Here is a 21,616-nt window from a genome sequence, read left to right as displayed (position 1 = left end):
CGTCAGGCGCTCCGATGACTAGCGATCCGCCGGGGCGCAGGACCGAGCGACCAGCAGGCGCGCTCGGCGAGGAGGAGAGACTGTGGGAGTTGCGCTCCGGCTTGGCGCGTAACCCTGCCCTGCCCGCCTCCCTTGTTGAACAGCTGACTGCGCTGGGCGACCCGTCGGTGTGGCTTGAGCTGGCCGAGCGAGACGATCTCAGCGGAGACCAGATCCGCCTCCTGGCTCGCCGCGGTGACGCCCATGTTGTGATTCGTCTGCTGTCGCGCGGGCTGTTGCCGCCGGACGAGGTTGACCGCTTCGACCCACCGGTCGTGATCGCCATGGCGGACATCGCGCCGATCCCTGAGGACTGGGCATGGCGGCTCGCCGCCAGCGCAGACCCGGCCATCCGTGGGGCTCTCGCCGCGACCACGCATCTGCCAGCCGACGTTGTTGCCGCCCTCGCCGACGACCCGGACCTGGAGGTGGTCGCCGAGGCCGCCAGATCGCCGAGGATCAGCGACCCCTTGGCGCAGCGGCTCGCAACCCATCCGCATCTGAGCGTGCGCCGAGCACTGGCCTGCAACGAACACGTACCGAGTCACCTTCTCGTCGCGCTTGCCGAGCGCCGCGCGCCGGCCGCAGAACTGTGCCCGGCATGTGACGGCTCCGGCCATCGGCTGGCAGAGCAGTGGAGCTGCGACGGCGGGCACCAGGACGCACTGCACGACCTGGACTACGCGCTCACCCTCAATCCACGCACGCCCGCCGAGACCGTCAGCCGCTTCACCGCGCATCCGTCGATACACGTGCACTGGCGGCTTGCCGTCCGAACCGACCTGCCGCAGGGCGCCTACCGCGCCCTCGCGCAGGATCCGACTCCCGGCATCCGCGCCGATGTAGCTGCGAACCCGGCCATCGACGAAGCACTCATCCGGGCCATGGCCGACGACACCAGCGTTGCCGCCGCTGCGGCAGCCAATCCGTCCCTTCCCGAAGCAGTAATGCACGACCTCGCGGCATCAGATGACGGATCCACCGGCACCGGATGAGGCCTACGCGTCGGCGTACGTGAGCGGCTGTAAACGCCAGGGCTCGCCCGGGTTGGGCCGCAAGGCCTCGATGCTTGGCGGCATCGCGGCCAGTTCGGCGATCGTGCCGTCCGCCGCGACCAGATGCTCCACGCAGACCAGGACGGCGTTGCCGTACGGATCGTTCACATCGTCGGACACCAGCCAGTCACCCTCAGCGTCATGGGCTACTGATCTGGCCGGCTCCGTGCCTTCGAGCACAGTGCGCTGGAGCGCCCCGGGGTGCTGCGGGAACCGGTTGTCGGGATACGGCCAGGCCACGCCACGCACGGCCTCATGCGCCCTCCGGCCAGCATGCCGGACCGCACCTCCCGCACTCGCCGATCAGGGGATCTTGGAGCCTGGTCCGGGCGCGTGGAAGACTCTGGGTGTGTTGTCCGGCGTTCCCCGAACCGTCAAGGCGATCGACACCGCCGAACTCATCCGGCTGGATGCCGAGGCGATTGCGTACGGGTTCAACCGCAACCACGGCGCTGGCTGGCTCGCCGAACACGCCGCCCTTGAGGCCGTGCACTACCTACGCCCCGTGGTCGTGCACCGGGCGGGGCGGCGGCCTGAGTTTTCCCCGCACTGGCGGTGCATGCTGCTGCTGGCGATGCGGGACGGCCAGGAAGTCTTCTCGCTGCTGGATGTCTGGCCCGCCTCGTTCGATCACCTGCCCGAGACCCTGGATTCGGCCACCGAGCGCGCGATTGCCTACCGGCTGGACTACGGAGGGCTGCCGACCTGCGCGCAATGGGCAAGCCTCAACACCTGACATGTCCGTACGCAGGCGCACGAGCAGATCCGCCGGCCTGGGATGAGTCACGGACCATTGTGAGGCGGGGAGTGCACTCATGCCCCGGGGCGGGTACGCGCCAGCCAGCTGGTGAGCATCAGGCTGGTGTCTTCGCCGAGTGCCGCCGCCGCTCGTGCCGCCAACGCGGCGAGCTCGCCGTGCTGCGCGGCGGTGACCGGCAGCTCCGGTGGTGGATTGCGGCGCCAAGTGGTTCGTACGCCGTCACGGGCGAGGCGGGTCACGTCGGCCTTGCCACGTTGGGCCAGGCGAGAGTCCGGGTCGAGGGTGAGGACCAGGCCAGCGCGCAACTGGACGTCGACGCCGTGGCCACGCAGGAGGCGATAGCCGGCCCGACGCAACTCCATCCGGGCGTCCCCGAGCAGCTGCCACGGAAGGCCCGGCGGCAGGGCACCGGGCAAGGGCCCCAGCGCGGCGGTCACCTCCCGGACCACCGCCGGCGACGGATCCCGCAGCAGCGCAAGCACCTCCCGTGCCACAACCGCGTCGAGCAGGCGCAGGGCTCGTACCGCCTGGCCGCGGACCCTGGCTTGCGGGTGGGTCAGCAGCGGCCGCAGCAGCGGGGCATCCGCTGCCGAGCCGGTCTCGGCAAGCCCAGCGATCGCACCCGGCGCCGGCTCTCCGGCGCTGACCGTGGTCCGGTAATGCTCCCGGGCGTCGACGCCGAGCCGCCGGGCCGCGTCCCGGGCCACCGCCCGGACCAGCGGCGCGTCGTCGTCCAGGTACGCGACAACGTCGCTGTCCTAACCGACCCGGACCAACCCGGTCAACGCCACCACCCGCACCTCGGCACGAACCGACCGGGCCAGGCGACGCAGAACGTCATGCCGGCGGGTCCAGACCGCCTCACGGCAGGCCGCGTCCGCCGCCCGGACCCGAATCCCCACATCCGAGTCAGCCTCGGCACAGGTGACGTAGTCGGGCAGACGCAGCCAGCCCTGAGCCAGGACGATGTCGAACACGAACCGGCGTTGCCGGCGGCCACCCGATCCCAGCAGCCCGCGCCACACCTCGTCAGCTGCCGACAGCAACGCCGCCCGTATCTGGGTGACGGCGAAGCCACCTCGCAGGCGCGCGTCGAGGCGCAACGCCATCGGCAGCACCGCCGGGAGATAGCCACCCGGATCGTCGGCGAGCAACAACGCCAGCCCGGCGCGCGCCCGATCCCGTACCGGCTTGACCCAATCACCGGTAGGCAGCACCAGGAACGGCATCACCTCCGGGCACGGCCGACCGACCATCGCCGTGACCGCGCGTTCCCGGATCTGCCCGTCACCGTGCATGCTCGCCAGCGCCATCGCGACAGGCCCCGACGTCGAGACCGAGAAACGCGCCCCGACCCGCCGCAACGCGCCCTCCTGGTACGGGCCGTACCAGGGCGCCTGCCGCGCGTGCCGGTCCAGCCGGGCCACCAAACCCGCAACGCCGGCCACCAGCTTCAACGCCGATCGCGCCACTACCTCGTCACCGGCAGCATCGACCTCGATCAGCACCTCGACCAGATGGTTCAACGCCTCCCACCCGCCGGCGGCGGCACCGTCGACCGCGACGTGCACCGCCCCGAGAGGGGTGCCTTCCGCTACCGCCGACGACTGAACCCCACTGCCCCGTCTCCCCCAGATCACCCCGCCATCCTGCCCGAGCCGACAATCCCGATCGAACTAGATTCGGCCCAGTCATCGACCCCGCACTGCAGTCGACTTGACACCGGCACTCGACTTCCCTGCCCAGTGGATGCTGGACCCCTCACCGGCCGTTCAAAACGAGTCCACGCCGGTCACGCGAGCCCGTTCAGCTGCCAGGCCAGAACTCTTGGACAACGTCGATCAGCCGACGATGTGCTGGTTGAACTCATCGAATTCCTCGGCCGGCACCCACAGCTTGAGGATGTTCGGATGCTGAGCAAACGCGGGCGTCACTGCGGTGAGTGATGGTGCAAACGCCTGCCGTCGCACACCAAAGGCCGGCAGAAGCGGACATCTTGCAGATCCGCGTCGTACACCGCCGGTTTGCACGTCGGCCGCAAAGCGTGCCCGCCGATTAAGGTCACCACGTGTCAATCCCCATGCGCTGGCGCCTGCTCGACGAGGAAACCGGCGCCACCATCACCGAATGCACGGACATCGACGGGCTCTTCGTCGACCGCGTGTTCCCGCACGAGCCGCTGCACGAGCGCTACACCCTGTTGAGCTGCGCGCCGTCCGGACCGCTTCTCACCGCGATCGACGGCACGGGGCCGACCTGGTTCGGCAACTTCGTTCTCGAGGGCGCACACGTCCCCGGCCGTCCGGCGAGCGAGAGGTGCGAGGCCTCGTGCCAGGAGTGCTACGAGAACATGGAAGAGCTGCTCAATGTCCGCGTCGTCGGTCACCGGCCCGCCGCGGACAGGTCCGGCCTGCTCGACATCGATCTCGAAGGCCATCGCCGCGACAGCGACAACAATCGTGGCGGCACCATCATGCCCGCTGTCTTCGGTTACCGGCTGCTCGCGTGGTCGACGGCGAACGGATCCAGCGAGGAAACGCCGGCCGGCGAGTGCCGTGGCATCGCCGGCCTGTTCCACGAGCGGCCGGACAGCTGGCCGCCGGGTCCGCCGTTGACCTTGCTGGGCTGCCGTCGCCGGCTCAGCGGGTCGTTCCAGGCCGAGCTGGCCCACGTGCGCGTCGACGGCACGGCTCACACGATGGGCTGGGGACAACGCGTGTTCGGAAGCGTCATAGCCACGCGCCCGTCCAACCTCGGTGACGACCTTGTTGATGTCATGGTGGATGCGCGGATCCCGGAGCCGCTGGCGACCAATGACCGCCCACTCTGGGACATGTGGCGCGCCGGCGGCCCGACTGAACCCAACCTGTGGGCGAAGCTCAACCGCAGTGACCGCTACCTCTGGGTACGGGCAGCTGCGGTCCATCGGAACCATGCTCCAGACAAGCCCGCGGACACGGCGTATCACCTGGACGGACAATACGTCACTGACTTTGACGCCTTCTTCTGCGCGATCGGGGAGGCCGTCAACGGCCCAGGAGGCTGGTTCGGCGGCGACCTGTTCTGGCTACACGAGAATGCCGCCACCGGCGGCGGCGGCGCGACCCCCGGCTTCCGCCTGATCTGGCACAACTCCGAGGTCGCGCGCACCCACTTAGTCTCCGGTTACGACCGAAAGAGCTGGCTGCCCGCCGTCACCTTCGACGACCTCGTCCGCTACCTCACCGAGGACGGCGTTCAGCTAGAACTACGCTGATGTAACACCATCGGTGAATCAGAGCATGCTGCCAATCTGACCGGTACAGCAGGTATAGGGACCCGCAGAAGCCGGCCACACAGCTCGACGGCACAGCTCATCGGCAGTCCAGGTGCTCGCCCAGAGGCCAGCTACCGACCTGTCACTGCGGAGCAGCAACCCACTGCTCAGCTTGGGCGATAAGTGCATCCAGTTCCGGGTCGCCCAGCTGCATATCAGCCCCAGTTGACGTGGGCGTGGACGTTGCGGTTGACATTGAGGCTGTCGGGCAGGCCGTTGCCACTGTCGAAGAGCACGGTGGGAGCGCCGCCGGAGACGGTGTAGACGCTGAAGCCGGCTGGGCCCGAGACGCTGGTGAGTTTGAACGTGACCCGGTTGTTCTGGAAGACGCCGTTGGGCACTTCGGTGGTGTTCCAGCCGGCGTAGAGCAGACCGGCGGCGCTTGCCTGGGGCAGGACCCAGGCTTGACCGTCCGTGCCGAGGAAGGACCACGCGGAACCGCCAGGCACAGTGATCTTGGCAGTGTTGGGTACCCGGAAAAGCACGTCGGCGGGGTTGCGTTCGACGTCGGTGGTGCCGGTGCCGTCGAGGACGTTGACGGTAAGAGCGCCGCTGGCGTAGTCGACGTCGATCACGTCGACGTGGCCGCTGGAGAGCACCACCGGTGCGGCGATGGCGGGCGTAGCGGTGCCGGTGAGCAGTGCCGCGGTCAGGATGAGACCGGTGAAGAACCGGTTGTGGGTACGCATCGCGCTCATCCCTTGACCGTGAAGCGGAGCGTGGCCTGATCGGAGGTCACCTGCTGGCCGGTGGCGGCCAGAGTACCGGTGGCGCGAACGGTCACGCGGTAGGTGCCGGCCTTGTCGAACGCCCAGTTGGCGTGGGTGTGGTCACCGGCGGTCAGCGCGATGTTGTCGGGCAGGCCGTCGCCACTGTCGGCCAGGACGCCCGGCTGACCGACGGCGTTCTCGGTGTAGATGGCGAACTGGCCGGGGCCGGTAACGGACTGCACGGACAGGGTCAGTGCGTCGTTGGTGAAGACGCCGGCCTCGATCTCCTCCGCGGCGATGCCCGCCCAGATCAGGTCGGGGTTCTGGATCTCCGGCAGGATCCATACCTTGGACACGCCCGGAGTGCCGAGGAAGGCGAAGGCGGGGTCAGCGGGAACGGTGACCCCGGCCTGACGCTTGACGATCAGGTTGACTTCGTCGGTGCCGTACTCGACGTCGTTCTCCTCGTCATGGACACCGATCTCCAGCGCACCGTCCTCGTAGGCCACGTCGACGACGTCGAGGTGGCCCTTCTTGAAGACCACGCTGGACGTGGTGGTGGCGGCCTGCGCGGGCAGGGCAGTGGCGACCAGTGCTACGCCCAGCACACCCGACGCCAGCAGATGACGCATGGTGCTATGCACGAAGAAACTCCTCTCGGCGGCGGTCCCTAGTGGCGCTTAATGGAAGCGATAGTCGTTTCGGATTCTTCGCGATAGAGCTGGGAGGAAACGACGCGATGTGTTTTCGACTGGGCGTCCGGCCCACCGCCCCGGGCCGGGCGGTGGGCCGGACGGTCAACCCCGATGATCCGGGATCGAGCCCGCCCGACGGCATCGGAAACACCGCGGAGAACGGGCTGTGGCGGCCGAGCCTCCGAGGCCGAGACCGGCGTGCTTCCTGCCGGTCAGCCCGGCACCCGGCACCCGGCGTTCAGCGCCGGCATCGGTCACCCGCGGAAGTCCGCGCCTGATCCGCGGATGACGGCGCAGCGCCGTCGCCCTTGCGGGGCGCCCTCGTCCGCCTACCGTACGGCCGGTGCCGCGTCGGGCGTCCGAGCGGGACTGAGTTGGCGGCCCGGATCCGTGTCGTCGCCGAGATCATGTCCGGCGGGGCGTCGCCAACGCCGAATGACCAAGCCGTGTCGTGGGGCGAAGAGCCAGGCGGCGAGGAAGACGGCGGTGGCGACCAGGACGATGGTGCCCCCGACCGGGGTGTCGTAGCTCCAGGACAGATACAGCCCGACGAGCGCGGACACGCCGCCGATCGTCGGCGCGAGCAGCATCATCACGGCGAGCCGGTCGGTGAGCAGACGGGCGGCCGCCGCGGGGGTGATCAGCAGGGCTAGGACCAGAATGTTGCCGATGGTCTGCAGGGAGATCACCACAGCCAGGGTGACGAGGACGTAGAGGGCGATGTCGAGCCAGAAGACCGGTAGTCCCATGGAGCGGGACATCTCCCGGTCGAGGCAGACCGCGACGAATTCCTTGTGCAGGGCCAGCACGAGGCTGAGGATGACCAGGCCGGTCCCCCCGACCAGGTAAAGGTCGCGATCCGGAATGCCGGTGATGGAGCCGAAGAGGAACTGCTGCAGCGATCCGGCGTAGCCGGGTGCCTGCGAGATGATGACGATACCGAGGGCGAACGCGGCGACGAGGAAGACGCCGATGAGTGAGTCCTCCTTGACGCGCCGGTTCTGCGAGAAGATCGCGATCAGCAGCGCGGTGGCGGTCCCGGCGACCGCACCACCGAGCACCAGGCTGCCCTGCAGGACGAAGGCGACCGCGACGCCCGGGAAGACCGCGTGCGCCACGGCGTCGCCGATGAATGCCATTCCCCGCAGGACGACGTAGCAGCCGACGACGCCACAGACGATGCTGGACATGACCGCTATCGCCAGCGCCTTGGGCAGGAACGCGAGGTCGGGATTGAACAGGTCGGTGAGGAAGTCGGTGATCGACATCAGGCTGCCCTCACGAGCTTCAACAGCGGGGAGGTCGCGCTCACCCCGAAGGTCTGCGTCCACAGCTCGGCGTCTTGCAGGTCCGCCGGGCGTCCGTCGGCGATGATTCGGCGATTGAGCAGGACCAACCGGGTGCAGGAGTCCACGGCCGCGACGAGGTCGTGGGTGGTCATCAGCACCGCGCGACCCTCCTGCGCGAGGCTAGTGAACAGGTCGCCCAGCAGTTCCTGGGTGGGCATGTCCAGTCCGGTGAACGGCTCGTCGAGCAGCAGGATGCTCGGTGCGAGCGCGAGAGCGCGCGCGACCAGGACGCGTTGGCGTTGGCCACCGGAGAGTTCACCGGCTGGCCGGCGCCGCAGCTCGGTGAGCTGCACCCGGTCCAGCGCGTCGCCGACCGCCCGCCAGTCAGCCACGCCGGGACGGCGCAGCAGACCGATCCGACCGGTACGACCGCTCATCACGGCCTGTTCCACCGAGATCGGAAAGTCCCAGCTGAACTCGTGGCGCTGGGGTACGTAGCCGATCCCGGCCCGGCCGGGGCGCGTCGGCTTGCCCTCCACCAGCACTCGGCCGCCGCGCGTGCGGATCAGCGCCAGGATGGCGCGCAGGAGGGTGGTCTTCCCGGCGCCGTTGGGGCCCAGCAGCCCGACAAGTTCGCCGCGATCGAGATGCAGCTGTACATCCCGCAGGACCGGCCGACCGCCGAGGTCCACATCCAGCTTCTCGATTTCTAGAGCTCTCACGATTGGTCTCCTGACGGCGACGTACGACGTTCCTGCTCGGCCCGCCGTCTCGCGCCGCGCCCGCGCAGCACGAGGACGATCAGACCGAGCGCGAGCACAACGGCCGTTCCGGTCAACGCCGTGATCAGCAGCGGCTGGGAGCCACCGGCCGAATCGTCGGCATCTGCCCGGTCCTGGCCGGGTGCTGCCTGGCCGTCGGGTACGGGAATCTCCGCCGTGGCGGCGAAGGCCTCGTCCGCGCTGGTCGCGTCGCCCACCGCGAAGCGCAGTGTGCCGGTCGCTGACGCCTTCTCACCGGTGATCAGATCGGCGGACACCTGCACCGCGACCAGGTAGACGCCGGGCTCGGTGAAGACCCAGTTGGCGTGGGTGTGGGTGTTGACCTCGGCCCAGAAGGGCTGAGCCGCGGAGTCCGCGGATCGCCACAGCGGCTGAGGCGCGCCGAAGTTACCCGACTGGAGGTACGTCGTCAGGGTTCCCGGCCCGTCTACACGGAGCATGGTCAGCGTGACGCCGCGGTCGATGGTCTGCATCACCCGGGGATCCTGCGTGTTCCAGCCGAGCCAGACCACGTCCTGGTTCTGCGTCTGCGGCACCACGTACACCCGCTTGCCGGCGTCGACGCCGAGGAACGCGTACGTCGGATCGTCCGGCACGGTCTGCAGCGCGGCGTCGGAGACCCGGAGCAGAGTCTCGTCAGGATCACGCCACGCCAGCTGCGCCTGGGTGCCGTCGTGCAGCAGCAGCGCCCACCGATCGTCGACGTAGCGCGGGCCGATGTCGACATGCCCGGTGGTGAGCGTGGCCCGGCCGGTGGCGAGGGGTTGGTCCGCGGCGATCGACTGGCTCAGGTCGGGTGTCGGCTCCTGGGCTGCCGCGGGGGTCTGGGCAACCAAGAGCATGATCAGCGTCGCGAGCGCGCAGCGCATGATGGCGGTGGTGGTGCGGATGGGCGGTCGCGCCTGTCCTGCCGTCACTGTTTCTCCCTTACTTCGCCGTGGTCAGGCAGTCGCGCAGCGATTCGGCGTTGAACCGCATCATGTCGAGGTAGTTGGTGACCTTGCGGTCGAAGGTGTCGCCGTAGATCGGGCACACCCGTAGCCCCTTCTCATCGGCCAGCTCGGTCAGGGTGGTGGAGCGGGCCGCCAGGTTCGGTTCCAGGAACACGGCGGGGATGTGCAGGTTGCGGATCGTCTCGGTGAGCCGGCGACGGTCGGCGAGGCTCGGTTCGGTGGCGGGGTTCGGGGTGACGAAGCCGGAGATCTGGATGCCGTACGCCTGGCCCAGATAGCCGAACGCGTCGTGAGTGGTGACCAGATGCCGTCGTGACGGGGGGATCTGGGCGATCGTGTCGCGGACGTAGGTGTCGAGCGCTTCCAGTTCTCGGATGTAGGTCGCGGCGTTCGCGCGGTAGGTCGCGGCGCCTTGCGGGTCGACCCCGATCAGGGTGTCGCGAATCAGCTCGACGTAGGAGATGGCATTACGAACGTTCTGCCACAGGTGGGGGTCGATCTCACCATGCACGTGCTTACCCAGGACCGCCTGCGGCAACTGGTAGACCTGCGTGCCGGGGCGGCCGAGGAACCGGAACTTCCGGTCGCCGGGCACCTCGAGCAGCGCCTTGTTCGGCACTTCGATCACGGTGTGGGCGGGGTCGTACACCCGCTGATTCGCCTCGCCGCTGCCTTGCGTGTCGGCGAACAGGTAGAGCCTTCGTTTGTCGAGATCGACCGTGAGGTCGGCGTGTCCGGAGTGCAGCACCTCTGCGCCGGCCATGCCCGGCACCGAGTGTGGGTCCACCCCGACGGCGAAGGTGAAGCTCTGCTCGCCCATCGGGATGGGTGCGGCTTCAGGGTCGACGGCCAGCCGTGCGCGCATGGTCAGCCGGTAGACACCGGGCTTGGTGAAGGCCCAGCTCATGTGCGTGTGCGCGTCCGGCGGAAGGGTGGCGGTGTCGTCCCGGTAGCCGTCGGCGGGGTCGAACCCGTCCGCGGTGTCGACGTAGAACGACGGGTTGCCGAAGGACTCGGTCAGGTAGGCGAACATTCGGCCCGGGCCGTCCGCCGCGGTCGCGCTGAGCAGCACGTCGGAGGAGCGGTTCGCGCCGTGCGTCGCGCCCGTGCCGCGCACCCGCATACCCAGCCAGATGGTGTCCAGCGAGACGTCCTCGACCAGCGGAATGATCTCCGCGGCGTACTTCACCGCCCCTTCGGCCAGCGAGATGTTCGGTACGCCGGCGCGCAGGTTGGCGTCCAGGGCCTTGATGACGGCCTGTTCTTCCAGGAGCAGGTAGTTGCTGAACGCGACGTCGGCGTAGACGACATCGCGGATGTCCCGCAGCGATGGCTCGTAACTGTGCGGATCGGCGCCGTCGGGCACCAACGAGGTGACAGCCACCCGGTCACCGCCGACGTGCGCTGCCAGGTCTCGCAGGATTCCGGTGGTGGTGACGATCTGCACGCGCTCGTCGTGCGCGCTCAATGGCGCCTCCGCCCGGCAGCCGGTGGCCAACAACGCGATCAGGACCGGAAACAGCAGCAGCTGTGCACCGCGGCGAGCCCGTGCGTGTACCCCGCGGGCAGCGAACGTCCGCACCTTTTCCCCCTGAAGCCTCGGCCCGAGCGCAGACGTGGAGCCACTGCCGCCCTGCGCACGTCGCCGGAACATTAACATGAAAATGAGAACTGTTATCGGATAGCTTGCGTGCCCTGGGACGGCCTCGATGATGGTGAGGCCGCCCCAGCTCCTTCAGGACCGGGAGGAATCTCAGGGCCGTGCGTCGCCGAGGCCTACGCGGCGACGTCGGCTGACGAGCAGCAGCAGAACACCGACGGCCACGAGGACAATCCCGATCGCTCCGGCCGTCAGCACCCAACCCGCACCGGTACGCGGCAGAGCTCCACCACCGCCCTGATCCGGACGGTCGTCGCCATCCCCGCCACCGCCGGAGCCGAAGCCGGCGTTCGGATCGGAGCTGTCGCCGACGGCGATGGTGAGCGTCTTCGTGTCGGTGACCGCCTTGCCACCGGTGGTGGTTCCGCTCATCTGCACCGCGAGGCGGTACAGGCCGGGCTTGCCGAACGCCCAGTTGCCGTGCGCGTGGGTGTTGAGCGGAATATCCAACTTCTGCGGGAACGGCTTGGTGGAGTCGAACAGTACGTCCTCGCCGCCGAAAGAGTCGGTCAGGTAGAGGGCGAACCGGCCGGGCCCGTTGACCCCCTTCAGCGTCCACGTGACGTTGCCCTTGAGGCCGGACACGACGGACTCGTGCTGGGTGTTCCAGCCGGGCCAGACGACACCCGCCTGCTGGGTCTGCGGCAGCAGCCACACGGTGTCGCCCTGTTTGCCGAGGAAGTCGGCCCCGGCGGGCACCGTCAGCTTCGCTTTGTCCTTGGCGTGCAGGACTACGTCAGCGGTCTCCCGCCAGACCGGAGGGCTGCTGCGGTCATCCTTGATCCGGATCGTCCAGCTGTCTCCGTTCAGCTGCGGGCCCATGTCGAGGTGCCCGTCACTGATCACCTGACGGCCCGCCGCAGTGGTGCCCGCCGCCTTCGGCGCGGTGGCGGGTTTCGGCACCGAGGCGGGCTTCGGCGCGGCGGCGGGTTTCGGCGCGGCGGCGGGCTTCGGCGCAGCGTATGCCTGCGCGCCCGGTCGCGCGGCCGGCTTCAGCGGAGCGGGCATCGACTGCTCGGCCGGTTCGATCGCCGGAACGCGGACCCGGTACGTCGCCTCGGTGCGCACCCTCTCCCCCGAACGTAGTACGGCCGAGGCGGTCAGGGTTAGCCGGTAGTCGCCGGCTGCGTCGAAGGCCCAGACCAGGCCGCCGGTACGCGTGCCGGCCGGCAGCTGCACCGACCGCTTGGCGCTGGGACCGCTGCCGAACAGCGGGGTCACCGCGCCGGGGGCGGACAGGGTGTAGGCAGTGAACGTGCCCGGCCCCTCAGTCGAGTGCAGAGCGAGGGTCACCTGGTCGCCGGTGACGGCGCCGGGGCGTACCCCGGTGGTGTCCAGGGCGGGGAACCCGGTGTCACCGGCGGACAGTGACCACACGGGGTGGCCCGGACGTCCGAGGAAAGCGAAGGCTGCGCCGGCCGGCACCCTGCCAGCCAGGCCGCCGTCCGGCCCGAGCACCACGTCGGCCGGGTTGCGCCCGGTCGCGCCGCTGGCCGCCTGCAAGGCGTCCCGGAAACGCAGCGACATCGAGTCGCCGTCGAGTGCAACCGAGGTTAGGTCGGCGCCGGCTGCGGTGACGGCTGCCGGTTCCGCGGAGGCCGGCGTCGCTGCGGGGGCCAATGCCAGCACGACGGCGGCAAGGCTCGCGGCACCGGCGCGCATACTTCTGATCCTCACTGGTGGCTCCCCAGGTGTAGCCGAGTCACTTCTCGTCCTTTCCCGTGTGGTCGATAGCGGTTTGTCGGTTGGCGGGACGCTCACCGGGACGATCAACGTCCGGCATCGGGCGGTTGTCGGGTACGCGTTCCACCGTCGCCGGCCGCCTGCGGCTGCACACTGGTCCCGGTGTCCGCCGTGGCATCCGGTCCGTCCGGCGCCTGCCCGGCCTCCCGGCCGGCCTGCGCGCGGCCCTCCTCCCGGGCGGCGGCCACCGCCTGAGCGAGCTGCGCCGCCCGCCGGCGCCGGGCCACGATCAGTGCCCAGCCAGCGAGGGCGAGCAGGGCCAGCAGGGCCAGCTGCGGCCAGGGCACTGCCCAGACGGTGGCCTCCGCCGCGCCGGCCCGCGGTGGCGGGTCGAGGACCTGGTCACCCACAGCGGCAGGCGTGACGGTCGCGCTCGCGGTCAGCCGTATCAGCGGCAGGGCACCCGACATAGGTACGGTGGTGGTCAGCTCGCCGCCGGGCAGGATCTCCGGCAGGGCTGCACCATCCACGGACCGCCTGGCCAGGCCGAACGGTCCGGCCACGCCGAGCGCAGGCTGCCCGGAGAGCCGCGCGTTTCCGGTGTTGCGGACGGTGAACGTGGCGCTGAGCGTGCCACCGGCAAGAGGGTTGAGGGAGCCGGTGTGCTGGACTCGCAGGTTCTCGACGGTCAGCGCGGGTTGTAGCTCACCGGTCACGCGCAGGTAGATGCGCGCGCCGACCCGGTGGTCGACGGAGACCTGGCTTCCCTGCGCGTCCGCCGCCGTGGCGGCGAGCGAGGCGACGATTCCCCCGGCGTGGTCCCCCGGCGTGGCGTTACGCGGCACCGTGAGCGTGAACGGGACGTCCAGCCGGGACGTCGACGGGATGGTCAGGGTACGGCTGGGGAGGCGGACCCAGGAGCCCACGTCGGTGGGCTGTTGGCCGCCGGCCAGCAGGTCAAATCCGCCTTGTTTCGTGGTGAACGCGTCGCTGGCGTAGAGGCTCAGAGTGAGTGGGCGCGTCGAGTGGTTGGTGACCGCGACGTAGTCGGTCAGGGTGGCGCCCGGGTCGAGCTTGTAGTTGAACGCCGCTCGGCCGTTCGGGCCCTTCGCGCTTGACGGTGCCACTCCCCATGTCACCGCGGTTGGACCCGGCGATGCAGGAGACGGCGGAGCCGAAGTCCCGGGCTGGCCCGCCGGGATGGAGGGGGTGGGCGCGGCCAGCGCCGGTACGGCAGCCCCCGAGGCAAGGGCGCTGTCGAGCGGCGCGGTCGACGCTGCCGTCAGCGTGGATGCGTTCGACCAGGACCCGGTCGCCGCGGAGGTGACCGGCACCGAGGTGATTGGTGCGGGCGAAGCGCCGAGCAGGGCGATCCCGGCGGCGATGGATGCGAGCAGACGCATTGCGGGGACGGTGTCCGTTCCTGGAGGACGAGAGGAGGTGCGGGGCGGGCGGGTCGCGGCAACGGCACGCCCACCCCGCAGACGTCCGGTGGCCGGGCTCAACGCCCGACCACCGGACGGATCGAAGCGATCAGATCGCGGTGAGGGTGAGGGTGGCGGTATAGGTACCGGCCGCCGTCTCCGTGGGCACGCTCAGCCGCAGGCTCGCGCCCAGCTGCGCGGTGCCCCGCCCAGCGCCGCCCGGCGCCGAGCCCAGCACCGCGCTGTTGCCGAGACCGCCACCGGTTCCGACGACGTACGGCGCCACCTGCGGACCGGCGACCACGCCCTGACCGGAACCCTGAGCCAGGACCTGCGGGGTCCAGCCGAGGTAGCCGGCGCTGAACGTCGCAGCGTCCGGGCCGGTGAAGTCCGCCGGGACCTGCCCGGAAGCGCTCCAGCCCGGCTGGCCGGCACGAGTGTCGGTCACGGTGACCGGTCGGAGCTCACCGTTACTCTCCCACCGGTCACCGGCCGGGCCGAGCTGCGCGGGCGGCAGCACCACGGCCCGGTCGTCCGGGTTGACACTGATGACCAGCGAGCCCTGCGTCTCGTCGATCGACGCGGTGATCGTCTGCGAGGTGCCCGGCTCCTCGGGCGGGAACGCCACCCAGAGGGTCACCGGCTCGCTGGCCGCGACGACCTCGTGGTCGTCGTCGTAGAGCTTGGCCACGTACTCGCAAGCGTTCAGTTCACGGGTCGCCGTGAAGGAGTAGCTCGCGCCCGCCTCACCCGAGATGATCGTGTAGTCGTCCGCGCCCGGGCACTTGCTGAACCAGTGGTAGTGATCCAGCTCGGTCTGCGGCGTCTGCACGGCGTTGAGCGTCACCGTGTCGTTGGGCTGGTACTCCTCGGCCATGCCGCTGACCGACAGGCCGACCTCCGGTCCGCCGCCGGGCAGCTCGCCGACGACGAACGAGTAGTCGACCGGCCCGGTGCTGACCGTCGTGCCGTTGGTCAGCGTCGCGTCGGCCTGGAACTTCAGGGTGTAGCTGCCCAACGCGCTGAACGCCCAGTTCGAGTGCGCGTGGGTGTGCACCGGAACATCGATCGCATCCGGAAGGCCGTCATCGCCGCGGAACTTGATGATCGGACCACCGAACGCGTCCTGGGTGAACAGCGTGACGTTGCCCGGCCCTTGCACGTCGACCAGGCTCAACCGCACCTTGTCCCCGGCGAACACGCCCGAGTCGAGCGTGGTCGTGTTCCAGCCCGGCCACAGCAGGTCCGGGTCCTGGGTCATTGGCAGCAGCCAGACCTGGCTCCCCACCGGCCCGAGGAAGGCGAACCGGGGATCATCCGGAACGGCCATCGCCGCGTCCGGAAGGACCTGGAACGTCACGTCCACCGGATCCCGCGTCACCGACGGACTGACCGTGTCGTCGTGCACCTTCAGCGACAGCGCACCACCCTCGTAGTGCACGTCGACCGCGTCGGTGTGCCCCTTGGAAAGCACCACCTTCTCGGCCGCCGACGCAGCGGCGGGCGCCAGTACCGTGCCTGCGACCACCACCGCCCCGGCCATCAGGGCCGCGAAACCGCGAGCCCTCAATGTTGCATTCATACCTCCCCTTTCACACCGCGCGCCCCTGCGCGCGGTGGTGCATGTGGCCGCGATTGCAGGCGTACCTCCGGAGGCGCGTTGATCGCCGGCGTCACCAGGAGGCCTTGCGGATCCCGGGCAGCTCGCCGCGCAGGGCCAACTCCCGGAACCGCACCCGAGAGAGCCCGAACCGGGTCAGCACGCCGCGCGGGCGGCCGTCGATCTGGTCGCGGGAACGCAGCCGCGCCGGGCTCGAGTCGCGCGGCAGCCGGGTCAGCCGGCGTACCGCCTCGGCACGGACCTCGGGTTCGGTGTCGGGATGGCTGATCAGGCGCCTCAGCTCGGCTCTCGCCGCAGCGTGCCGCGCCACCAGCTCCTCGCGGCGTGCCTGCCGGTTGCCGAGACTCTTGCGGGCCATCAGCGCGCCTCACGGAACTCGACGTGTCGGCGCACGATCGGGTCGTACTTGCGTAGGACCAGGCGATCAGGATCGTTGCGCCGGTTCTTGCGGGTGACGTAGGTGTAGCCGGTTCCCGCGGTGCTGCGCAGCCGCACGATCGGCCGTACATCGGTCTGGCGGGCCATCAGAGCTTCACTCCCCGGCCACGCAACTCGGCGACGACCTTCTCGATGCCCTTGCGGTCGACGGTCTTCAGCGCCTTGGTGGTCAGGGTCAAGCGCACCCAGCGACGCTCGGACGGCAGCCAGTAGCGGTGGTTCTGCAGGTTCGGGTTCCAGCGGCGCCGGTTGCGCCGGTGGGAATGGGATACGGCGTTTCCGAAACTCGGCTGCGCGCCGGTGACATCACAACGTCTGGACACAGTGGCCGCTCCTCTTGCTCTGGCCTTCACGGTAACGACAACGGTTTTCAGTTTTACATCACCCGTTCGGTCAGACCCGCGCCGGGGTCCCGAATGATCTCCACGGAGCAGTCGGCGCCCAGGCGGTAACCGACGCCACGCAGCGTGGTCACCACCGGCACATCCGCGCCGAGTTTGACGCGCAGCCGGCGGACATGGACGTCCACGCTGCGCGGACTCGTGTAGGGATGCCCCCAGACACGGTCCAGCAGTTGACGTCGGGTGAAGACCTGACGTGGATGCTCGGCCAGGCACCAGAGCAGGTCGTACTCCCGCCGAGTCAGCGCGATCTCGGTGCGTCCGCGGTACACGCTTCGCGCCTCAGGATGAATCCGCAGACGCGGGCCCTCCCCGTCGGCCAGCGGGGAGGGCGACAGGGCGCCCCCATCCAGCAGGGCCAGCAGGGCCTCGAACCGGCCGAGATCCACGCCAGGGGCACCGGGATCAAGCCTCACCTGCACCGTGACGGTGAGGACCTTGTCGTCCCGGCTCGGCTGACCCAGTCGCGACCCCAGGGGCTCGCTCGCGTTAGCAGCTTCCATCTGCTTAGAATGACAATCGTTTTCAGGTACGTCGAGAGGAACAGCATGTCGTCGTCACCACAGGCCCCGGCCCACGTCGCGACAGCCGACGCCGATACCCGCCCGTCGCTGACGGTGCTGTCCGGGTTCTGGCCGACGACGACCTTCGCCGTCGCCCGTACGCTGCTTGCCGCGGACCCGTCGCTGCTGCTCGTGCGACACGACCTCACCGGGATCCGGGACGGTGTCGTCCGCCGGGTGGTCCGCTCCGGCACCGGCATCATCGAGGACGAGCGGACCAACCTGAGGCACGGCTGCATCTCGTGCACCCTGCGGGAGGACGTCCTGCCCACCCTCGTCCGGCTCGCCCGCCACAACCCCGGTCAGGACCTGGTGCTGATGCTGCCCGAAGTGGTGGAACCGGAGGCGGTCGCGGCCGCCTGCACCTACTGCCTCGTCGACGGCGCCCCAATCACCGACCTGATCCGGGTCGACTCCTACGTCACCGTCCTCGACGCCGAGCACCTGCTCGATGCCCTCGCCAGCACCGACGACCTCACAACGCTCGGCATTCAGGCCGCCGATGACGACAACCGGGCACTGGCGGACGTCGTGGTCCGGCAGATCGAGTACGCCGACACCCTGGTGCTCTGGGGGCAGTCCCGCGAGGGGGCCTTCGACACCAGCAGGTTGACCGTGCTGCTGGAGCGGATGGCTCCGTGGGCGGCGCACTTCCGGGTCGACGACGACCTCGTGGACGCCGACGCGCTCACCCGCCAGCTGCGCCACACCGACCGGCACCGACCGGAGATCCCCGGCGTCCTCGCCCGGGGCCTGCAGGGCTACTCGTTGGGCGCGCACGAACCGGAGGCCGATTGCGGTGTCGTCTCCACCGTCTTCCGCGCCCGCCGCCCCTTCCACCCCCAGCGGCTGCACAACGTCCTGGAGGACGTCAACGCCGAGATGATCCGTTCTCGTGGCCACTTCTGGCTCGCCAGTCAGCCGGACACGGTGGTGGCGTGGGAGTTCGCCGGCGGTGGACTGGCGATGGGTTCCCTCGGGCACTGGCTGGTCAGCCTTCCCGAGGACCGGTGGGAGCACGTCTGCGACCAGCGCCGGCTCGCCGCGGCGCTGGAGTGGGACCCCTACTACGGCGACCGGCACCAGCACCTGGTCTTCATCGGCCTCGACGTCGACCCCGTCGCGCTGCATCGCACCCTCGCCGGCTGCCTGCTCACCGACGCCGAACTCGCCGACGGTGAGGAGGCCTGGCGCCGCTACCCCGACCCGTTCGCCGGCTGCTTTCCGCTCGGCACCGAAGATCTGGCCGAACCCGACACCGACACCGACACCGACGCCGACGCCGACGCCGAAGGAGCTCAGCCCGCATGAAGCCCGGAATCCACCCCGAGTACCGGCCCGTCGTCTTCCGCGACAAGGGCGCCGACTTCGCCTTCCTCACCCGATCCACCGCCACCAGCGACCAGACCATCGAGTGGACCGACGGCAACACCTATCCCGTCATCGACGTCCAGATCTCCTCCGCGAGTCATCCGTTCTGGACCGGCAAGCAGCGCCTGCTGGACACCGCCGGTCGAGTCGAGAAGTTCCGCAAGAAGTACGCCCGCCGCGGACCGCAGAGCGGCAGATGAGTGCCGATGTTCCCGTTGCCTGGGCCGAGCTGGCGCCGCAGTTGGTCGACGCTGCTCGGCGCGGCCGGGCCTGGTACCTGACGATTGCCCGCGAGCTGGTCGGCCCCGCCGACCGGCTCGCGGTCGACGTCGGATGCGGTGCCGCCGGGATGGCTCTCGCGATCGCCCGCATGGTGGCTTGCGGTCAGGTGGTCGCGGTAAACGGGCATCCGGCCGTGGTCGACCTAGCCCAAGATCACATCCGCAACGCGTGGTCCGATCCGCGGATACGCGTCGAGGTGCGTCACGCCGATATTCGCCACGATGAACCCGCCTTGCGGGAGACTCTCGACCGTCCGGCTGATCTCGTCTGGGCCTCGGCCGCCGTACACCATCTCGGCGATCAGCAGGCAGCGATCAGCACGCTCGCCAGCCTGCTCGCCCCCGGTGGACGACTCGCGCTCGCCGAGGGTGGCCTGCCGGAACAGCATCTGCCCTGGGACGTAGGCCTGGGCGACCCCGGCTTAGAGGCGAGGCTCCAGTCCGCGCAGGACCGATGGTTCACCCGGATGCGCGCGGACCTACCTGGTAGCCGTCGGATGCCATACGGGGGGACCGAGGCGCTGCGCCGAGCCGGTCTGTCGCCGGTCACCACACGCACGACGCTGCACGAACAGCCGTCACCGCTGCACGACACCGCACGGCGGGCCGTACTGGCACACCTCAGCCGACGGGTCGGTTGGTTGCGACCTACCGGCCTTCTCAGCGCGGGCGATCTCGACGCCTGGGACTGTCTCCTCGAACCGGCGGACGAGCAGTGGTTGAGACACCGCGGTGATCTGTTCCGGCTCTCCGCTCGCAGCGTGCACGTCGGCGTGCGCCCCTGATCACCATGACCACGCCCTCTGTGCCAGACCAACAACTACAGGTCGCGGGCCTGATCCCTACAGCTCAACGTCGGGCCGTCCTGGCGTTGCTGCTCGGACGCTCCCGCCCGATCACCGCCCAGGCGGTACACGCCGAGCTGAACCGCACTGACCGACATATCGGCCTGACCACTGTCTACCGGGCGTTGCACAGCCTCGCCGACGCCGGGCTGCTCCACACGTTCGACCTACATGGCCAACGCGCCTACCGCCACTGCGGGGTGGCGCCACACCAGCACCTGATCTGCGACGGGTGTGACGCGGTGCTTGAGTGCCCGCCCGACCTGGTGGCAACCTGGTTGCGCGAGCTGCACCACCACACCGGCTTCATCCCGCACTCCGACCGGCTCGACCTGCGGGGGACCTGTGCGACCTGCGCCACCACGTAGCCGCCGCCTGTGTGCCCGACCAGGTGACGAGCGGTCCGACAGCTGCCCGGATCGTCATCTCGGCAGACCGCCGAGGCGCCGGCTCGCCGGTCGACTTGATCATGGGGGCTGCGGCACCGCACCTCCTGGCACAAGCTCTTGGAAAAACTCCGAGCCGAACAGCCGCGCACGGTCGCCGACGACATCGAGTCTCCACCGTTCGTCCGCCGTCGCGGCACACCAAGTGATGGTGGTGCCCGTTCTGGCCGCACCGGACGGCTAATTGCTCAGCGCCGGGCAGCCGGGCGGGGTCGGCCGCGCCGGACTCGGCCAGCAATAGCAGTGTCCGATAATCGCTGGTAAGACTCGAGCCTACTCGGCCAGTAGCACCTGATGCCGGTGCTGCGCCGAGTGGGAGCGCTCGACCTCGCGCAGCAGCGTCAGCGCCTCGCCGTGCTGTCGACTGTTGTCGGGACGCTCACGAAGCGGGGGCGCCGGCGCGCGGCGTCGCGACGGTGATCCGGATCGCGGTGGTCAGGGCCAGGCCACCGTCGGGCACGCGCGCGGGTTCGAGCGCCCGGGCGGCGTCGGCGATCGCGGCGTCGTGACGCTCGGGCACGATGTGTCGCAGCAATGCCCGCCCGCCGTGCGACCACATCCATTCCATCCAGTGGCCGACCTCGCGGAACTTGCTCTCGACCTGGTAGTCCCGGATGCTGGTGACAGCAAGGTCCGCAACCGCCATGGTCGCCGTTATCGTCCGCTCGTCAGCGAACGGATCGGCCGCAGGCGCCGGTCGCGGCTGGTCCGCAGGCAGGTGTGCAGCCAACGCGTCCATCGCGGCGACGAAAGCCGGATCCTGGGCCGCGAAGGTGCTGACCGCCAATCTGCCCGCCGGTCGCAACAGCCGCGCGTACGTGCGCAGTGCCTGCTGGGGCTCGGGCAGCAGGAAGACGACCAGACCGGCCAGGATCGCGTCGAAGCTTCCAGGTGGGAAGTCGGGTTGCTGGGCGTCGTCGACCCGCACGTCGACGTGGGTCAGGCCGGCCCGTCTGAGGTCCTCCGCGGTGAAGCTGACCATGGCAGGCGCGAGGTCGATGCCCGTGACACGCCCGGTGGGCCCGGTGGCATCCGCGGCGGGGAACAGGACTGCTCCGCGACCGCAACCGACGTCGAGGACACGATCACCCGGTCGAATGCCGGCGCACCTGACGAGCTCGGCGCCGAACGGGCCGAAGAAGGAGACGCCGGTCCGGTCGTAGCTCGACGCAGCCTGCTCGAACACCTCGACGGCAGCGTTTGACCGCGCTCGATCCGTCATCAGCATGTGCTCCTCTCGTCGGGCAGGGCCGACCGGAGACGGCGAACCAGTCGCCGAACGCG

General features: G+C 69.6%; 24 protein-coding genes and 2 pseudogenes. 7 read left to right on the top strand and 19 right to left on the bottom strand.

Going from position 1 to position 21,616, the window contains the following annotated elements:
- Positions 1 to 14: 14 nt before the first annotated feature.
- Positions 15 to 1,034 carry a hypothetical protein gene (locus D7044_RS08980; protein WP_120688536.1) on the top strand — a complete coding sequence of 340 codons (1,020 nt, stop codon included), beginning with the start codon at positions 15 to 17 and terminating at the stop codon, positions 1,032 to 1,034.
- Between the two features lie 3 nt (positions 1,035 to 1,037).
- Here D7044_RS08980 and D7044_RS32295 read toward each other — a convergent pair whose 3' ends face one another.
- Positions 1,038 to 1,214, bottom strand: coding sequence for a hypothetical protein (locus D7044_RS32295; RefSeq protein WP_158609969.1), 177 nt, complete (start codon positions 1,212 to 1,214; stop codon positions 1,038 to 1,040).
- 229 nt (positions 1,215 to 1,443) lie between these two features.
- Between D7044_RS32295 and D7044_RS08975 the strand changes: the two genes are divergently transcribed.
- Positions 1,444 to 1,830 carry a hypothetical protein gene (locus tag D7044_RS08975; protein ID WP_120688535.1) on the top strand — a complete coding sequence of 129 codons (387 nt, stop codon included), beginning with the start codon at positions 1,444 to 1,446 and terminating at the stop codon, positions 1,828 to 1,830.
- A gap of 77 nt (positions 1,831 to 1,907) precedes the next feature.
- Here D7044_RS08975 and D7044_RS08970 read toward each other — a convergent pair whose 3' ends face one another.
- From D7044_RS08970 to D7044_RS08960, 3 genes and pseudogenes are all read right to left on the bottom strand, one after another.
- The gene (locus D7044_RS08970; protein WP_120688534.1) at positions 1,908 to 2,561 is read right to left on the bottom strand and encodes a HEAT repeat domain-containing protein; all 654 of its coding nucleotides are present in this window, start codon (positions 2,559 to 2,561) and stop codon (positions 1,908 to 1,910) included.
- A gap of 51 nt (positions 2,562 to 2,612) precedes the next feature.
- Positions 2,613 to 3,425, bottom strand: a complete 813-nt coding sequence (locus D7044_RS08965; RefSeq protein WP_120688533.1) for a hypothetical protein — start codon at positions 3,423 to 3,425, stop codon at positions 2,613 to 2,615.
- Positions 3,426 to 3,660: 235 nt separating this feature from the next.
- Positions 3,661 to 3,761: pseudogene (locus tag D7044_RS08960) on the bottom strand (ADP-ribosylation/crystallin J1); the annotation flags it as partial.
- A gap of 161 nt (positions 3,762 to 3,922) precedes the next feature.
- Here D7044_RS08960 and D7044_RS08955 point away from each other — a divergent pair.
- A complete protein-coding gene (locus D7044_RS08955; protein ID WP_147434611.1) occupies positions 3,923 to 5,110 on the top strand; it encodes a barstar family protein in 1,188 nt (395 codons plus the stop codon).
- A gap of 218 nt (positions 5,111 to 5,328) precedes the next feature.
- Here the strand turns inward: D7044_RS08955 and D7044_RS08950 are convergent.
- The 13 genes and pseudogenes from D7044_RS08950 to D7044_RS08890 form a co-directional block, all read right to left on the bottom strand.
- Positions 5,329 to 5,868: pseudogene (locus D7044_RS08950) on the bottom strand (choice-of-anchor M domain-containing protein); the annotation flags it as partial.
- Entirely contained in the window at positions 5,865 to 6,512 is a 648-nt protein-coding gene (locus D7044_RS08945; protein WP_411710977.1) for a choice-of-anchor M domain-containing protein, read from the bottom strand. The gene D7044_RS08945 and the pseudogene D7044_RS08950, both read right to left, overlap by 4 nt.
- Positions 6,513 to 6,904: 392 nt before the next feature.
- Positions 6,905 to 7,843 carry an anchored repeat-type ABC transporter permease subunit gene (locus tag D7044_RS08940; RefSeq protein ID WP_233564908.1) on the bottom strand — a complete coding sequence of 313 codons (939 nt, stop codon included), beginning with the start codon at positions 7,841 to 7,843 and terminating at the stop codon, positions 6,905 to 6,907.
- The gene (locus D7044_RS08935) at positions 7,843 to 8,556 is read right to left on the bottom strand and encodes an anchored repeat-type ABC transporter ATP-binding subunit (protein ID WP_407663316.1); all 714 of its coding nucleotides are present in this window, start codon (positions 8,554 to 8,556) and stop codon (positions 7,843 to 7,845) included. The genes D7044_RS08940 and D7044_RS08935 overlap by 1 nt, the downstream gene beginning before the upstream one ends.
- Positions 8,557 to 8,582: 26 nt before the next feature.
- A complete protein-coding gene (locus D7044_RS08930; RefSeq protein WP_120688744.1) occupies positions 8,583 to 9,515 on the bottom strand; it encodes a choice-of-anchor M domain-containing protein in 933 nt (310 codons plus the stop codon).
- A 58-nt stretch (positions 9,516 to 9,573) separates the two neighbouring features.
- Entirely contained in the window at positions 9,574 to 11,127 is a 1,554-nt protein-coding gene (locus tag D7044_RS08925) for an anchored repeat ABC transporter, substrate-binding protein (protein WP_233564945.1), read from the bottom strand.
- Positions 11,128 to 11,352: 225 nt separating this feature from the next.
- The gene (locus tag D7044_RS08920) at positions 11,353 to 12,921 is read right to left on the bottom strand and encodes a TIGR03773 family transporter-associated surface protein (RefSeq protein ID WP_120688529.1); all 1,569 of its coding nucleotides are present in this window, start codon (positions 12,919 to 12,921) and stop codon (positions 11,353 to 11,355) included.
- Positions 12,922 to 13,028: 107 nt separating this feature from the next.
- The gene (locus D7044_RS08915; protein ID WP_411710976.1) at positions 13,029 to 14,165 is read right to left on the bottom strand and encodes a WxL protein peptidoglycan domain-containing protein; all 1,137 of its coding nucleotides are present in this window, start codon (positions 14,163 to 14,165) and stop codon (positions 13,029 to 13,031) included.
- Positions 14,166 to 14,475: 310 nt separating this feature from the next.
- Positions 14,476 to 15,948, bottom strand: a complete 1,473-nt coding sequence (locus D7044_RS08910) for a choice-of-anchor M domain-containing protein (protein ID WP_199716545.1) — start codon at positions 15,946 to 15,948, stop codon at positions 14,476 to 14,478.
- Between the two features lie 91 nt (positions 15,949 to 16,039).
- A complete protein-coding gene (gene rpsN, locus D7044_RS08905; RefSeq protein ID WP_120688526.1) occupies positions 16,040 to 16,345 on the bottom strand; it encodes a 30S ribosomal protein S14 in 306 nt (101 codons plus the stop codon).
- Positions 16,345 to 16,512, bottom strand: a complete 168-nt coding sequence (gene rpmG, locus D7044_RS08900) for a 50S ribosomal protein L33 (protein WP_095565727.1) — start codon at positions 16,510 to 16,512, stop codon at positions 16,345 to 16,347. The genes rpsN and rpmG overlap by 1 nt, the downstream gene beginning before the upstream one ends.
- Positions 16,512 to 16,748, bottom strand: a complete 237-nt coding sequence (rpmB, locus tag D7044_RS08895; protein ID WP_120688525.1) for a 50S ribosomal protein L28 — start codon at positions 16,746 to 16,748, stop codon at positions 16,512 to 16,514. The genes rpmG and rpmB overlap by 1 nt, the downstream gene beginning before the upstream one ends.
- A 53-nt stretch (positions 16,749 to 16,801) precedes the next feature.
- Complete coding sequence (locus tag D7044_RS08890; protein ID WP_120688524.1) at positions 16,802 to 17,329, bottom strand: winged helix-turn-helix domain-containing protein; 528 nt, start codon at positions 17,327 to 17,329, stop codon at positions 16,802 to 16,804.
- A gap of 45 nt (positions 17,330 to 17,374) precedes the next feature.
- Between D7044_RS08890 and D7044_RS08885 the strand changes: the two genes are divergently transcribed.
- From D7044_RS08885 to D7044_RS08870, 4 genes are read left to right on the top strand one after another with little or no spacing between them, the layout of a single operon-like run.
- Positions 17,375 to 18,700: a CobW family GTP-binding protein gene (locus D7044_RS08885; protein WP_120688523.1), complete on the top strand. Its 1,326-nt coding sequence runs from the start codon at positions 17,375 to 17,377 to the stop codon at positions 18,698 to 18,700.
- Positions 18,697 to 18,960: a type B 50S ribosomal protein L31 gene (locus D7044_RS08880; RefSeq protein WP_120674120.1), complete on the top strand. Its 264-nt coding sequence runs from the start codon at positions 18,697 to 18,699 to the stop codon at positions 18,958 to 18,960. The genes D7044_RS08885 and D7044_RS08880 overlap by 4 nt, the downstream gene beginning before the upstream one ends.
- Positions 18,957 to 19,826, top strand: coding sequence for a class I SAM-dependent methyltransferase (locus D7044_RS08875; protein WP_120688522.1), 870 nt, complete (start codon positions 18,957 to 18,959; stop codon positions 19,824 to 19,826). Before D7044_RS08880 ends, D7044_RS08875 begins: the two co-directional genes overlap by 4 nt.
- 5 nt (positions 19,827 to 19,831) lie before the next feature.
- Positions 19,832 to 20,254 (top strand): Fur family transcriptional regulator, encoded by a 423-nt coding sequence (locus D7044_RS08870; protein WP_120688521.1) that lies wholly within the window; start codon positions 19,832 to 19,834, stop codon positions 20,252 to 20,254.
- On the opposite strand, the gene D7044_RS08865 is transcribed toward D7044_RS08870, so the two are convergent.
- Positions 20,193 to 20,570, bottom strand: coding sequence for a helix-turn-helix domain-containing protein (locus D7044_RS08865; RefSeq protein WP_233564907.1), 378 nt, complete (start codon positions 20,568 to 20,570; stop codon positions 20,193 to 20,195). The genes D7044_RS08870 and D7044_RS08865 overlap by 62 nt on opposite strands.
- Positions 20,571 to 20,711: 141 nt before the next feature.
- Positions 20,712 to 21,560, bottom strand: coding sequence for a class I SAM-dependent methyltransferase (locus D7044_RS08860; RefSeq protein WP_411710974.1), 849 nt, complete (start codon positions 21,558 to 21,560; stop codon positions 20,712 to 20,714).
- Between the last annotated feature and the right edge of the window lie 56 nt (positions 21,561 to 21,616).

Origin of the sequence: Micromonospora musae (assembly GCF_003626635.1) — a bacterium.
GTDB classification, from domain to species: domain Bacteria; phylum Actinomycetota; class Actinomycetes; order Mycobacteriales; family Micromonosporaceae; genus Micromonospora; species Micromonospora musae.
This window is presented reverse-complemented; position numbering and strand designations above follow the sequence as displayed.

Excerpts from the sequence above, each read along its gene's own strand:
- D7044_RS08980 (WP_120688536.1), top strand. The coding sequence starts at position 15 with ATGACTAGCGATCCGCCGGGGCGCAGGACCGAGCGACCAGCAGGCGCG.
- D7044_RS08945 (WP_411710977.1), bottom strand. The coding sequence starts at position 6,512 with ATGCGTCATCTGCTGGCGTCGGGTGTGCTGGGCGTAGCACTGGTCGCC.
- D7044_RS08940 (WP_233564908.1), bottom strand. The coding sequence starts at position 7,843 with ATGTCGATCACCGACTTCCTCACCGACCTGTTCAATCCCGACCTCGCG.
- D7044_RS08930 (WP_120688744.1), bottom strand. The coding sequence starts at position 9,515 with ATGCGCTGCGCGCTCGCGACGCTGATCATGCTCTTGGTTGCCCAGACC.
- D7044_RS08920 (WP_120688529.1), bottom strand. The coding sequence starts at position 12,921 with ATGCGCGCCGGTGCCGCGAGCCTTGCCGCCGTCGTGCTGGCATTGGCC.
- D7044_RS08910 (WP_199716545.1), bottom strand. The coding sequence starts at position 15,948 with ATGAATGCAACATTGAGGGCTCGCGGTTTCGCGGCCCTGATGGCCGGG.
- rpsN (WP_120688526.1), bottom strand. The coding sequence starts at position 16,345 with ATGGCCCGCAAGAGTCTCGGCAACCGGCAGGCACGCCGCGAGGAGCTG.
- rpmG (WP_095565727.1), bottom strand. The coding sequence starts at position 16,512 with ATGGCCCGCCAGACCGATGTACGGCCGATCGTGCGGCTGCGCAGCACC.
- D7044_RS08890 (WP_120688524.1), bottom strand. The coding sequence starts at position 17,329 with ATGGAAGCTGCTAACGCGAGCGAGCCCCTGGGGTCGCGACTGGGTCAG.
- D7044_RS08885 (WP_120688523.1), top strand. The coding sequence starts at position 17,375 with ATGTCGTCGTCACCACAGGCCCCGGCCCACGTCGCGACAGCCGACGCC.
- D7044_RS08880 (WP_120674120.1), top strand. The coding sequence starts at position 18,697 with ATGAAGCCCGGAATCCACCCCGAGTACCGGCCCGTCGTCTTCCGCGAC.
- D7044_RS08875 (WP_120688522.1), top strand. The coding sequence starts at position 18,957 with ATGAGTGCCGATGTTCCCGTTGCCTGGGCCGAGCTGGCGCCGCAGTTG.
- D7044_RS08870 (WP_120688521.1), top strand. The coding sequence starts at position 19,832 with ATGACCACGCCCTCTGTGCCAGACCAACAACTACAGGTCGCGGGCCTG.
- D7044_RS08860 (WP_411710974.1), bottom strand. The coding sequence starts at position 21,560 with ATGCTGATGACGGATCGAGCGCGGTCAAACGCTGCCGTCGAGGTGTTC.